The 13,451-nt window shown below is 37.6% G+C and carries 11 protein-coding genes, 1 tRNA gene and 1 pseudogene; 9 read left to right on the top strand and 4 right to left on the bottom strand.

Annotated elements, in window-relative coordinates:
* Positions 1-83: 83 nt before the first annotated feature.
* A complete protein-coding gene (locus tag CAP51_RS08000) occupies positions 84-932 on the bottom strand; it encodes a lytic transglycosylase domain-containing protein (protein WP_245809103.1) in 849 nt (282 codons plus the stop codon).
* Between the two features lie 537 nt (positions 933-1,469).
* Between CAP51_RS08000 and ttcA the strand changes: the two genes are divergently transcribed.
* Positions 1,470-2,384, top strand: a complete 915-nt coding sequence (ttcA, locus tag CAP51_RS07995) for a tRNA 2-thiocytidine(32) synthetase TtcA (RefSeq protein ID WP_245809102.1) — start codon at positions 1,470-1,472, stop codon at positions 2,382-2,384.
* Positions 2,385-2,636: 252 nt separating this feature from the next.
* On the top strand, positions 2,637-3,020 hold the full coding sequence (locus tag CAP51_RS07990; protein WP_087620218.1) for an SCP2 sterol-binding domain-containing protein: 384 nt from the start codon (positions 2,637-2,639) through the stop codon (positions 3,018-3,020).
* Positions 3,021-3,078: 58 nt separating this feature from the next.
* On the opposite strand, the gene CAP51_RS07985 is transcribed toward CAP51_RS07990, so the two are convergent.
* Entirely contained in the window at positions 3,079-4,194 is a 1,116-nt protein-coding gene (locus CAP51_RS07985) for a transglycosylase SLT domain-containing protein (RefSeq protein WP_087620217.1), read from the bottom strand.
* A 348-nt stretch (positions 4,195-4,542) separates the two neighbouring features.
* Between CAP51_RS07985 and greB the strand changes: the two genes are divergently transcribed.
* On the top strand, positions 4,543-5,016 hold the full coding sequence (gene greB, locus CAP51_RS07980) for a transcription elongation factor GreB (protein WP_087620216.1): 474 nt from the start codon (positions 4,543-4,545) through the stop codon (positions 5,014-5,016).
* Between the two features lie 103 nt (positions 5,017-5,119).
* A tRNA-Ser gene (locus CAP51_RS07975) sits at positions 5,120-5,209 on the top strand.
* Between the two features lie 711 nt (positions 5,210-5,920).
* Here the strand turns inward: CAP51_RS07975 and CAP51_RS07970 are convergent.
* Positions 5,921-7,420, bottom strand: coding sequence for a M81 family metallopeptidase (locus CAP51_RS07970; protein ID WP_087620215.1), 1,500 nt, complete (start codon positions 7,418-7,420; stop codon positions 5,921-5,923).
* Positions 7,421-7,432: 12 nt separating this feature from the next.
* Positions 7,433-8,746, bottom strand: coding sequence for an MFS transporter (locus tag CAP51_RS07965; RefSeq protein ID WP_087620214.1), 1,314 nt, complete (start codon positions 8,744-8,746; stop codon positions 7,433-7,435).
* Positions 8,747-8,863: 117 nt separating this feature from the next.
* On the opposite strand from CAP51_RS07965, the gene CAP51_RS07960 reads away from it, so the two are divergent.
* The 5 genes and pseudogenes from CAP51_RS07960 to CAP51_RS07940 all read left to right on the top strand — a co-directional run bounded on the left by CAP51_RS07960 (position 8,864) and on the right by CAP51_RS07940 (position 13,253).
* Positions 8,864-9,778, top strand: a complete 915-nt coding sequence (locus CAP51_RS07960; protein WP_087620213.1) for a LysR family transcriptional regulator — start codon at positions 8,864-8,866, stop codon at positions 9,776-9,778.
* A 17-nt stretch (positions 9,779-9,795) separates the two neighbouring features.
* Positions 9,796-10,172 (top strand): annotated as a pseudogene (locus tag CAP51_RS07955) (IS3 family transposase); the annotation flags it as partial.
* Between the two features lie 323 nt (positions 10,173-10,495).
* A complete protein-coding gene (locus tag CAP51_RS07950; protein WP_087620212.1) occupies positions 10,496-11,473 on the top strand; it encodes a DUF1852 domain-containing protein in 978 nt (325 codons plus the stop codon).
* 43 nt (positions 11,474-11,516) lie between these two features.
* Positions 11,517-12,551: a methionine synthase gene (locus CAP51_RS07945; protein ID WP_087620211.1), complete on the top strand. Its 1,035-nt coding sequence runs from the start codon at positions 11,517-11,519 to the stop codon at positions 12,549-12,551.
* A 198-nt stretch (positions 12,552-12,749) separates the two neighbouring features.
* Positions 12,750-13,253, top strand: coding sequence for a flavin reductase (locus CAP51_RS07940; protein ID WP_087620210.1), 504 nt, complete (start codon positions 12,750-12,752; stop codon positions 13,251-13,253).
* Positions 13,254-13,451: the final 198 nt, after the last annotated feature.

Here is a 13,451-nt window from a genome sequence, read left to right as displayed (position 1 = left end):
GTGATTCATATCACGTGAAAAATATGACTATAGCATGTGATTTTTTATGGGGGAAATGAATGAGATTTCAAGATGTAAAAAAATTATTCACTAATACGAATATTAGAGGTCACAATGGCGGCATCTGTGGCATAGGTACGTGTTGCAGCGCGATCTGTATATACACCATTACTATACACAATTTCCCGTTTTGGTGATGACTGGGTGCTAGGGGTGTAATTACTTGAAGCCGAAAGGACTTTGACATCCTGAGCGTTGGCACCGCTAGAGGAACTGGCAGCCGAATTGGTCAGATTTAAACCACTTGCATAAAGGTTTTGATAGCGGCTCATCACCCGGTTGACATAGTCACGCGTTTCACGAAAAGGTGGAATACCACCATATTTATCGACATTGCCTTCGCCGGCATTATAGGCTGCCAAAGCCAGACTGGTATTACCATTAAAGCGTTTGAGCAACCAACTCAGATATTTTGCTCCGCCATGAATATTTTCGGCAGGATCATATACATTATTTACATTAAAACGACGGGCCGTAGCGGGCATGAGTTGCATTAATCCCTGTGCACCAACAGGGGAGCGGGCATAGGCATTAAAACTGGATTCGGTATGCATCACGGCTTTGACCAGACCTTCAGAAATTCCATACATTTGCGCAGCAGCACGAATAATATGGTCATAAGCATCTTTGGAACGACTGAAACTAGGTAAAACTGCCGCTTCTGAGTTACCCCAGTTTTTATAACTATGAACGTTGGTATCGGGATAGTACGTTACTTTTTCTTGTTTATAGCTACCGCTGTTGACTTTTTTATTGGTTAATAATGCAGTGCCTTGATGATCACGATAAACATATAAGTTACCCGCATGGCTCAATTGTTGAACACCTGATATCAAAATTATCGCTGTGCTGATTTTTTGTAATACAGTCATCGATATCATTTTTTTATTCATGCCATGCCGCCGAAAAAATTATTTGTAGATAAAGCCAAAGAAGTGTATCAAAAAAACATCAGTTGTAAAAAAAAACTCTACAATATTTTGTTTAATCGTCTAAAAAATCGCTGCTAAAACTTGACATTCATTTTATCCAAAAAATTTCAAAATAAATTAAAAATTTTTCTAAATAAAAGGCTTGCTTTATATAACTAGTTGAAATTTAACATTAAAAAATAGTGATTAAAATTTAACCAATCTAATCAAATGCCTTAAATTTACTTGCTCTGCTTTTGTCAAGCACCTAGTTATCCATAAAGTTATCCACAGGTTTTGTGGAAAACAAAAAAATGAGGGGTTCATCAATAGCTTAGCGGCCAATCGAAAATATTAGCAGTTGATAATGATGCTTTAATGACAAACTAAAGTACATATTACAAATAATTTGAGCAAAAGCTGATTGAGATGGCTGTGTAAAATGTTGCAGATAGGGTAAAATGGCTGCCTTATTTTTTTCTGAGTATGGAAAAGAACGTGTCAGCATTTACGCCCGTCGAAGATTCAAGCCTAGGTTTTAATTTTAAGCCAGAATTGCCTACCAGCTCGGCTTATTATCGTCTATTAAAAAAATTACGTCGTCAGGTTGGCCACGCAATTCGTGATTTTAAGATGATTGAAGACGGCGATAAAATCATGGTGTGTATTTCTGGCGGTAAAGACAGTTATACCTTGCTCGATATTCTGTTGCAATTTAAACGCATTGCACCGATTAATTTTGATGTAGTTGCAGTAAATCTGGATCAGAAACAACCCGGTTTCCCCGAAGATGTATTACCAAGATATCTGGAACAAAATAATATTCCTTATTATATTCTAGAAAAAGATACCTATAGCATTACCAAACGTCTAACGCCTGAGGGCAAGACCTATTGCGCAGTTTGTTCACGTTTGCGTCGTGGTTCATTATATGGTTTTGCACAGGAAATTGGCGCAACCAAAGTGGCTTTGGGTCACCATCGTGATGACATCATTGCAACTTTCTTTCTTAATTTATTTCATGGTGGTAGCTTAAAAGCCATGCCACCAAAGTTATTATCTTCAGACAAGAAAAATATTCTGATTCGCCCATTAGCTTATGTCGAAGAGAAAGACATTATTAAATATGCGGAATTACGTCAATTTCCGATTATCCCATGCAATTTGTGTGGTTCTCAGGAAAATCTGCAACGTGCCATGATCAATGACATGTTACGGGAATGGAATAAGCAATATCCAAAACGTTTACACAGCATATTTGGCGCATTACAGAATGTTTCTCCTTCACAGCTTGCAGATCGTGAATTATTTGATTTTGAGATTCTGGATTCCGAGCGTGAATTTGATCTGAAAAGTCCGGAAGAATTAAAAAATCGTTTAGATGTGGTAAATTTGAGCATTGCAGCGGATTAATCAAATAATTCGCTATTTGTGTTTTTATTTTTTATTATATAACTGATTTTATAGGAATTTTAACTGTAATTGATCCTTCGGTTGATTAAGTGCTAAGGCGATAATTGACTAAAAAAATGAATTGCAAGTAAAAAATTACCTATCGCTTTTTTTGCTAAGCATGGTATAAACAATTAAGGATATAACGATGTACAAGCAATAGATGCTTGAATCATCTCCATGACGGTCTTACAAAGAAATTGAGGAATAAACATGCCTGCTTTTTTAACTGATGATTGGTTCTCTACTGTTGAGCAATTAACAACTGAAGCGGGAGATTTGAACTTACCGCCTGCGCTTGCAAATTTAGCCTTAAATTTGGTTGTTACAGATGCCGATGGTGAAACCCAATTATCACTTGAGGGTGGTAAAATCCAAAAGGGACTTGCAGATAATGCAAAAACCACTTTAAACATGGATGCAGAAACCCTGCGCAAAGTATTTTTAGAGTTTGATATGGCTGCGGCAATGCAGGCATTTATGACTGGTAAAATCAAAGTACAGGGCGATATGAGCCAATTAATGGCTTTGCAAACTGCACAGCCAAGTGCTGAACAAAAAACACTATTCAAACGTATTCTTGAGCATACCGCTTAAAATTTTATCATCGCGCGTATGATATAAAAAAACCTCGGATTCGAGGTTTTTTTATGGCTTAGATTTGAGCAAGCTGCTCGGTTGTCTTAATGTGTTCCAAATAAATACGGATACGTTTGACATACTGAATGGCTTGCTGATGTCTGGCGTTGGCGCGCTGATTATTTTCCAGATACTGATAGAGATTAATCCATTGATCTGGATCTTTGCCCTGTTTTTGCAAACGTGTACGAATTTGATTGACTGCGCCCGGTCCCATGTTATATGCGACTAAAGCGTACCAGTTACGATCGGGATAAGGAATATCCTGATATTCCTGTAGCATCAAATTGAAATATTTTGCACCGCCCTGAATACTCTGGGCGGGATTGGTTCTGTCTTGGACACCCATGGCTTTGGCTGTATTTTGTGTAAGCATCATCACGCCACGCACACCGGTTGGGGAAACAGACTCAGGCTTTAAATAAGATTCCTGATAACCAATGGCTGCCAGAAATTGCCAATCCAGATTAAGTTGCTGAGCACTTTTCTTAAAGCTGGTTTTATAAATTGGCAAACGTTGCTGTAAATTATGGGTAACGGTATTTAAATCCTGTTGATTGACGTAGTTCTGATCATAAAATGATGCCAAACGCTGCATTTCACCAGTTTGTTTACTCTGACATAAATGGCCTGTGGCAGTCACTGCCAACGGATCCTCTGCCGATTTAAATACCCATGAAATATTACTATTCAAGCCATATTTTTGCAGTGTGCTTTGGGCACCGCAACTGCCTTCAACTGCAATCAGTTGGGCCTGCTCAATCTGGTTGATCGGGGCAGTGGTTAAAGCAAATTGCGCTTTACCTTTTTTCACCCATTTGAGTGCAGTATTATTGTCATTTACCGTGACGAGATTTAATTTTAGGTCCATACTTTTGGCATAACTACGTGCCAAATCATAGCCAAAACCATGCGTAAAACCATCATTTTGGAATACGGTTGTCGGGTTTTGTACCGCAACCACAGTTAAAGTATGATTGTCATCTACGGACTGAGGATGCAAATAACCCTGAGAGACATTAAGGCTCAATGGAATAATTGCGGCGATTAGTAAGGAAATTTTGAGTCTGGGTCGAGATTTAAGGTGATTGAGGCATTGCCTCGATCGAGACTGTTGAGTGGTGGGCTTCATTGTGTCTCCGCAACAAGTGAATCATTGTCACAAGGTCAAATTGATTCTTGAACAAAACTAACTGTGGGTAGATAACATGACGCAAATACGACACGTAAACTGGGAAAGAAAAGGTTTAAGCTGGATTACAAAAAATGAATAAAAGATATACAGAGATATTGCAAAAACCTAAGATAGGCGCGCATTCTATCTATAAAATCGATATTAGTCAAATTTTGTACAAATTATTTGTTACAACTCAAACTAAGTTAATGTTTTATTGTTAATTTTAATTGTGGAGTGGGGTGCTGTTTTTGATGAATTTTTATTATCTTTTGATGCAAAAAATGTAAAGGTTGTAATGCGAATATGAAATCTGTACTGATTACGCAAGAAGGACATGACAAATTGGCTGCCGAGTTACAACAGCTCTGGTACGTGGAACGCCCCGAAATTACCAAGAAAGTGACGTGGGCTGCAAGTTTGGGGGATCGCAGTGAAAATGCCGATTACCAATATAATAAGCAATTGTTAAGAAAGATTGATCGCCGGGTACGTTATCTGGGCAAACGCTTGGAAGAACTAAAAATTGTTGCATATTCACCTATTCAGGAAGGAAAAGTTTATTTCGGTGCATGGGTTGAGATCGAAAATGAACTGGGTGAAACGATAAATTTACGTATTGTTGGGGTAGATGAAATTTTTGATACTGATCCAAGCTATATTTCCATTGATTCGCCCATGGCCAAAGCATTGTTGGGTAAGTCTGTCGATGATGAAATAGAAGTAGTTACGCCAAGCGGTAAAAAAACCTGGTTTATCAACCAGATTATGTACAAATAATGGTTTAAAAAATGCAAGATTGTTTTGTTTTTATTCAATTGACTGTAAATTTTAACAAAATTATTTGCCAATTGCCTAAAATCTTTATAAGATAACGCCCACTGGAAGCGTGGCAGAGCGGTTTAATGCACCGGTCTTGAAAACCGACGAGGGCGCGAGTCCTCCGTGAGTTCGAATCTCACCGCTTCCGCCAAATATCTAAAAGCCCTTGTTTTTACAAGGGCTTTTTTTGTATTTGTACTTTGTCCCACATTGTAACTTACATAACGTCAGTTCGGGATAAGAGTCCTTGTTATATCTGAATAAATTAATTTCAATGAAAGAATCACGACAGAGTCTTACAAGATTAGGCATATTTTAGGATAAACTCACTTCGTCTTGCACTGCGATTGAAATATATTTCAATTGCAGTGCAAGTTCGACCTGAGAGGCATTGTCTCGCAAAGCTTTCGGGAAGAGTGGTATGACCACGCAAGGGCAAAACCATCTTGCTCATGAGGAGTATATTCCGTAAAGCTGATCACTGCAAACTCGGTCAAATACCACTAAAAAAAATAAATTAATTGAAAAACATTATCTTACAAATTCTTGCCGCATATATGGCTCATGACCTTGAACAAGCAGAGGACGCTGCTACGAAACCAATTTCTTCTACTCATCTTATCCTGAATTCACGTTACTCTATGAAAATGACTTTAGGTTTTGTTGATGCCGACAAGCTCTATCCTTGTACTAAATGTGGTGTGGAGTCCTTATCTCGTCAATTCATATTTATCAATAAAAAAAGGTCATCTCAATGTGAACAACCTTTTTCTATAACAAGGACATATTTAAATTACTATTAACCTAACAAGAAATCGAGATGGTTATTCTCGATAGTCTCGTACTTATTAGATAATACTAATCACTTCACTGTGATCAAAAAAGGTTGGCCATTTGGTTTTAGTCTTATTCCTTGCCTTAAATGTGCCCATGGTAAATCTGAAGGATCTGCAATCATAGGTCCAGGTGCTTTAGCTACTAACACTTTTTCAGCAATTGGACCAAAATCTGCTCTAAAATGTACGGAACTTTTGTTTACTAAAATACTCATTTTTTCCGGATCGATGCCAGCGATTCTATAAAGATTCCTATCAATCATTTGTGCTTTTGAGGAGCTGACAGCAATCAATATTCCTTCTAGTTGTAAACAAGCAACTGGTCCAACATCGACAAACATTCCATGCATCATGGGTCCATCAAAATGGCATTGGCCATTAGATAAGTGGATTACATCAAAATTTGCCTCAAGAGGTGTATCGCCCGGTATCTTTGCTTGCCCTCCAAGTTTGATTGATATTTTTCCTCCAATTCCTGCTTCATATGCTGCCTGCACTGCTTCAGCATCACATATCAAGCCGACAGCAACATTATTTGCTTTATTACTTAAAAGTGCTTTGATTAATCCAGTAGTATTTGCATCTCCTCCGGCACCAGGATTATCTTGAGTATCAGCAATGACAACTGGTCGATTAGCATTTTTAGAAATGGCTATAGCTTCTTTTACAGCCTCATCTGGAGTGAGAAATGATATTTCCCAATCTGATTCCTCTTTTAGTAACTTATCGTATAAGCTGTTAACTGCAATTTCCAGTCTACAATAATCAGTACCATATCCCCATAAAACAGGTCCACATTCATTAAAATCTGCTGCGGGGAATCCTGGAGCGAATGATAAAGATATTTGATCGCACTCGAACTCTTCCAATAAGGAATAAAATTCCTTGGCAGGGTGTACTAATGTACACATACTATTAATTGGGATTAAATATGGTAATCGACAACTATAGCGATATAATTTGCCTTCACGTAATCTCAAATCCATCAATTTAGCAGCACGAGAACCTGTTTCAGCCATATCAATATGAGGATATGTTCTGAATGCGGTCAATGCATCTGCTGAACTCAGCATTAGCTCAGTGACATTCGCATGTAAATCTAAAGATGCAATAATTGGAATATTGTCACCAACTATATTTCTAAGTCTTGATAATAAAATACCTTCACCATCATCAATATGTTCTGCAACCATAGCACCGTGTAGATCTAAGTAAATACCATCAATTACTTGGTCACTTGCAGCTAAGGTAATCTCTCTGACTATTCGTTCGTACGTTTCTTCTTCGACATGTGCTGAGGGGCTTGCTGCGGCCCATATAACGGGAATTAGTTCAAACTCAAATTTCTCTGCTTCGTTTATAAAGCCTCCTATTGGAATATTTACATCGCGAAGCTTTAAAACATCTTTTCCTCGTGCTAGTTGAGGAAAACCTTCACCACGTACAAAGCTTTCGTATGTAGCTTTGCTTGGAGCAAATGTATTCGTTTCATGCTGAAACCCAGCTATCAAAATTTTATATTTCATAACTAACCATTCCTATTTAATTAATGAACTATTCGTTAAAGAAACTTTCGTTCTAGGTTTGTTTGCTGCTAAAAGTATCGAACCAAATCCAACTATTAAAGCCATAGCGAGTACACCCGCAGAGGAGCTACCTGTGTAGGACTTAAGTAAACCAATTAGCGTTGGGCTCACGAATCCACCTAGTAAACCAATTGTATTAATTACGGCAATCCCACCAGCTGCCGCTGTTCCTTGAAGATATTGAGCAGGTATAGCCCAGAAAACTGTATAGGCGCTCCAGATAAAAGCAGTTCCCAATGATAAAAATATTAATGATACGAGAAGATTTTCAGTAAATACTGTCGAAATAGCTAAACTGATCGCGGCAATGAATGCAGGAATTGATGTATGCCAACGTCTTTCATTATATATATCAGATGTACGTCCAAATATTTGCATAAAGATAATTGCTGCTATATATGGAATCGCTGATAAAAATCCAATTGACATTAAATCATTTACGCCACTATCACGAATGAGGGATGGAAGCCAGAAACTCATAGAATAGATGCCGCAAATTAAGCAAAAGTATCCAAATGCCATTAAGTAAATTCGGGGATCTTTTAGTGCTGCTCTAAATGATGAGTGCGCGTTATCTGAGCTTATAACTAATTTAGCATGAATTTTTTTTTCATCGTCAGATAACCATTTAGCTTGAGATGGAGCATCAACAAGTAATTTTAAAGCCAAAATTCCAAGAATAACGGCAGGAAATCCTTCAATTAAGAACATCCATTGCCAACTTTTGAGTCCACCTATGCCAGCAAATTCTGTCATGATCCAGGTTGATAGTGGCGCTCCTATAATACTCCCTATTGGACCAGCAAGCATTGTTATAGCCATAACTCTTGCAAGTCGATCGCGACCATACCAAAGAGTGAGATAGTAAATCATTCCAGGTGCAAACCCTGCTTCAAACACACCTAAAAAAAATCTTAATATATAGAAGTTTATCTCATTATTAACTAAAAACATGCAACTCGAGGTTATGCCCCAAAGTAACATAACTCGGCTTAAAGTTTTTCGAGCACCAATTTTTGTTAGTAGTAAATTACTTGGTGTTTCGAAAATGGCGTAACCAATAAAGAAAATTCCAGCGCCTAGTCCATATGCAGCATCTGAGAGTCCTAGATCACTCTGCATATGTAATTTGGCAAAACCTATATTAACTCTATCTAGGTAGGCTATAAAATAACAGACTAGAAGAAAGGGGAGGATTCTTAAGTCAATTTTTCGATAAATTTTTGATACCTCTGAGGTAGCACCCATTGCTTTGTTCTTCACCATCTCACGCAGACTCCTTGTCTTGATACCCTATAATCTAAATTTTTTTTTGATACAGCAATAGCAACTTAAGAAGCACTTTGTTACCTTATAAGCAACAACAAAATTAGATTGAAAACTATGCGCGATTTGAATCAACGTCGAATGCGTTATTTTTTTGAAGTATGGCGACATAAATCAATTCGAGGAGCAGCTGAACAGTTAAATACAGCGCCGTCTGTAATTACTAGACAAATTAAACTGCTCGAAGAAGAAGTGGGAGTGAAACTATTTGATAGACAATCAAGGGGTGTTGAACCAACTGAGGCCGCCCAGTTTTTATTAGATTTTTGGCGTGGTTGCCAAGCTCAACAAGAGCATTTTGAGGAACAGTTAAGATCTTTGAGTGGATTGCAAGATGGAAATATTCGTATAGCACTGAGTGAAGGATTTATTGATATATTAAATAGTAAAGTACTTGGCGAATTTTCACGTACTTATCCGGGAATAAAAATATATCTTGATATACTTCCAGTAAATGCTGTTATTAATGAGGTTGCAACGGGAAAGGCTCATTTTGGTATAGCATATAATCCATCCATTTGTGATGATGTCTGTTATATTGCATCATGTAAACAACCAATAAAACTACTGCTCAGGCCTGATCATCAACTAACTAAATTACAGCAGCCTATTCATTTTGAAGATATAATTAAGTTTCCTATCGCTCTTATGCCTTCTGAGTATGGTATAGGACAAGCTTTAAAGTATGTGTTTCATATGGAAAACATTGCGTTGAATCCAGCTTTTACTACTAATTCACTATCCGCATTAAGGCATTATGTTGTTAATACAGACGCAGTTACCTTTATCGCAGAATTTTCGGCGTTCAGTGATATTATCTCTGGTCAACTGACTACCTTAGAAATTGATAATGCTATTTTAAATAATATTTACGGCAGATTGATAGTAAAGAAATTAACTTCTATATCACCTGCTGCAAATGAGCTTATTGCATGGATATTAGAGCGTATGGAAATATTTTCTACAGATTAGTTAAATTGTATGATCTCACTGATACACGGATAGATCGTCAATTGGTGCGTGGTGCATTTCATTATGCTCTAGCTCGTTAGGGCTATCCAATGAGTATCATGGTGCACTATGACCAAGGCTCACAGTACTGTAGTCGTGATTTTAGATGGCTATTTATTAACGAATGATTGTATTCAAAGCATGTCACGTAGAGGCCTTGCGCAGTATACTGCTCATGGGATAATACTATTATAGAAAGCCTATTTCATACATTAAAGCTCATGTGGTTCACGGTATTGTATTTACTACTAGAAAAGAAGCTAATACTGTATTATTTGAATATATTGAGATTTACAACAATCGAATTAGACGACATTCTACAAATGACTATTTAAGCCCAAAAACCTTTGAATAGAAATATTTTAAGAATTTAGAGGGGAGTACTGTCCACGACAGTGTCTAGGAGCATTTTGTACAATTTTACCAATTCGAGTAGCAATATAAGCATCCGTAAAGCCCAATTGATTTTAATTGGATGCTTACTTGAATCTATTTTTTTTCAGCAACATTTCCACTTTCTATAAAATATCCTCCCTTGTCTTGCTTAATATGACAAAAAATACATCGTGAATTTATTTCATGTTTTGGTGAGAAAAGATCGTTTTTATTCATGTTGGGATTCAGGTATAAAGCACACTATATTCAGATTTATCTCAGAACTTAGGGTACCGGATCACAATGTATAAAGCGTTTATATTTAAGATTAAGCAAATTAGTTTCGATGAAAACTACCATCCCTCAGACAAAACACGTCTCACCACCAACTTTGCAAATTTGGCGAGAGGGGCGAGTCGTCAAGAGAATTTACGCAATACCTTAAGGATGATGAACAATCGTTTCAATGATTTGGCGCATTGGGATAACCCGAAAGGCGATCGTTATTCTCTCGAACTTGAAATCATTTCTGTTGATATAGATGTTGAGGGCAATGGTGAAACCTTCCCTACGATTGAAATCTTACAAACCAGTATTGTTGATCATAAAAATAATAAACGCATTGAAGGTATTGTAGGGAACAGTTTTTCTTCTTATGTGCGTGATTATGATTTTAGTGTATTACTGCCGGAACATAATTATAATCAAGCCAAATTTAGTCTTCCGGAAAACTATGGTGAGCTTCACGGAAAAATCTATCAATCTTTTATAAATTCAAATACATTTAAAGATCATTTTAATAAACCACCTGTGATTTGTTTAAGTGTTTCAACCACAAAAACATATCATCGGACTGCAAATATACATCCAATCTTAGGTGTTGAATATCAACAAGATGCATATTCTTTAACGGATGAGTATTTCGGAAAAATGGGCTTGCAGGTTCGCTATTTTATGCCGCCAAATAGTGTTGCGCCTTTGGCATTTTACTTCCATGGTGATTTGCTCAGTGATTACACCAATCTTGAGTTGATCAGTACCATCAGTACGATGGAAACCTTTCAAAAGATTTATCGCCCTGAGATTTACAACGCAAATGCTGCGGCAGGACAATATTATCAACCAAGTTTGAAGCATCAGGATTATTCACTCACTCGCATTGTTTATGATCGGGAAGAGCGTAGCCAGTTGGCGATTAAGCAGGGAAAATTTACGGAAGAGCAGTTCATCAAGCGATATCAAAATATCCTTGAGCAATGGGCTGCGAGCTACGCTGTTTAAAAATGATGTTGTTATATAACCAAGCTAGAAAAGATTATTGATTATGAAAATATTATTACCAACTTCAACTGCTGGCAGTTTACCAAAACCATCTTGGCTTGCAGAGCCAGAAAAACTTTGGTCACCTTGGAAATTACAAGATGATCAATTAATCGAAGGTAAACAGGATGCTTTGCTTTTGGCATTGCAAGAACAGCAACATGCAGGAATTGATATTGTCAGTGATGGCGAACAAACTCGCCAACATTTTGTCACGACGTTTATTGAACACTTGAATGGCGTTGATTTTGAAAAACGCGAGACTGTGAGAATCCGTAATCGTTATGATGCAAGTGTGCCAACCGTGGTAGGTGCTGTGTCTCGCCAAAAACCGGTTTTTGTTGAAGATGCCAAGTTTTTACGTCAGCAAACCAATCAACCGATTAAATGGGCGCTACCCGGTCCGATGACGATGATTGATACGCTCTATGATGGTCACTATAAAAGTCGTGAAAAACTGGCTTGGGAATTTGCCAAAATTCTCAACCAAGAGGCCAGAGAGTTAGAGGCTGCTGGTGTTGATATTATCCAATTTGATGAGCCTGCATTTAACGTATTTTTTGATGAGGTAAATGATTGGGGGATTGCCACTTTAGAAAAAGCCATTGAAGGGCTGAAATGTGAAACTGCGGTACATATCTGCTATGGTTATGGTATCAAAGCCAATACAGATTGGAAAAAGACACTGGGTTCAGAGTGGCGACAATATGAAGAAGCATTTCCAAAACTGCAACAATCTAATATCGATCTTATTTCACTCGAATGTCACAACTCTCGTGTGCCAATGGATTTACTTGAGCTTATTCGCGGTAAAAAAGTGATGGTAGGTGCCATTGATGTGGCAACCAATACTATTGAAACAGCAGAAGAAGTCGCTGGTACACTTAGAGCCGCACTGCAATTTGTCGATGCTGATAAACTTTATCCTTGTACCAACTGTGGTATGGCGCCTTTATCCCGTCAAGTTGCAAGTGGCAAGCTCAATGCTTTGAGTGCAGGTGCAGAACTCATCCGAAAAGAACTCGCAAACGGGCACTAATCGGTATAGGAATGTATAAAGGGTTACCTTTTCCAGTTTGATTGGATTTTATATTTATGATTAAACTGGTCACCCTTATCTCAATCAGCCGGTGTTAGCTTCCATACAGAGCTCATTCATAATGTGCCTATATGGGGGAAATGGCGTGGTATCGCGAGATCTAAAGAAAAAAGGTACGGTTCAATTTAGGAAAAAATGATGATTGAAGCAACAGACTTTAGAAATGCAATGTCGATGTTAACAGGTGCGGTAAGTGTCGTTACTACGGCAGGTTCATCTGGTCGTTATGGATTTACTGCATCTGCCGTGTGCAGTGTCACTGATACACCGCCAACATTATTGATATGTATGAATAAAGCAGCTAGCTCACATGTACATTTTGTCGAAAATAAAATTTTAACCGTGAATGTTTTGGGCGCACATCATCAGCATATTTCTCATGTGTTTTCATCCAAAATGAGTCCAGAAGAACGGTTCGAACATGGTGTCTGGACTGCATTAGAAACGGGTTCACCCGTGTTAGAGGATGCTTTGGTGAGTTTTGATTGTCAGATTGAGCAAATTCAGGAAGTTGGAACACATACTATTTTTATCTGTGGTATTGTCGCGATTCAACAAAGTCAACATGACCAAGGCTTGGTCTATTTTAATCGCAGCTATCATCAGGTGGGGCATCATGTCGAGCAGGTAGAAATTGCTTAAAGGGACTTTTTAATTTTGGTTCTGTCACATGAGGAAAGCTTGAAAAGAATTTGTTTTTGAAGCGCAAGTGATAGCAAGAGGTTTAAAGATTTTTATATAAGAATTGGATTTATAAAGAAAATTTAAAGAAATGATATTGTTTTATTGATTGGGATGAATATAATGTTACGTTATAACATTTTATTTATTTAAGGCTAT

It is taken from the genome of Acinetobacter populi, from assembly GCF_002174125.1.
In the GTDB taxonomy this organism is placed as follows: Bacteria; Pseudomonadota; Gammaproteobacteria; order Pseudomonadales; family Moraxellaceae; genus Acinetobacter; species Acinetobacter populi.
This window is presented reverse-complemented; position numbering and strand designations above follow the sequence as displayed.

Excerpts from the sequence above, each read along its gene's own strand:
- greB (WP_087620216.1), top strand. The coding sequence starts at position 4,543 with ATGAAATCTGTACTGATTACGCAAGAAGGACATGACAAATTGGCTGCC.
- CAP51_RS07985 (WP_087620217.1), bottom strand. The coding sequence starts at position 4,194 with ATGAAGCCCACCACTCAACAGTCTCGATCGAGGCAATGCCTCAATCAC.
- CAP51_RS07950 (WP_087620212.1), top strand. The coding sequence starts at position 10,496 with ATGTATAAAGCGTTTATATTTAAGATTAAGCAAATTAGTTTCGATGAA.
- CAP51_RS07990 (WP_087620218.1), top strand. The coding sequence starts at position 2,637 with ATGCCTGCTTTTTTAACTGATGATTGGTTCTCTACTGTTGAGCAATTA.
- CAP51_RS07970 (WP_087620215.1), bottom strand. The coding sequence starts at position 7,420 with ATGAAATATAAAATTTTGATAGCTGGGTTTCAGCATGAAACGAATACA.
- CAP51_RS08000 (WP_245809103.1), bottom strand. The coding sequence starts at position 932 with ATGACTGTATTACAAAAAATCAGCACAGCGATAATTTTGATATCAGGT.
- CAP51_RS07945 (WP_087620211.1), top strand. The coding sequence starts at position 11,517 with ATGAAAATATTATTACCAACTTCAACTGCTGGCAGTTTACCAAAACCA.
- CAP51_RS07940 (WP_087620210.1), top strand. The coding sequence starts at position 12,750 with ATGATTGAAGCAACAGACTTTAGAAATGCAATGTCGATGTTAACAGGT.
- CAP51_RS07965 (WP_087620214.1), bottom strand. The coding sequence starts at position 8,746 with ATGGTGAAGAACAAAGCAATGGGTGCTACCTCAGAGGTATCAAAAATT.
- CAP51_RS07960 (WP_087620213.1), top strand. The coding sequence starts at position 8,864 with ATGCGCGATTTGAATCAACGTCGAATGCGTTATTTTTTTGAAGTATGG.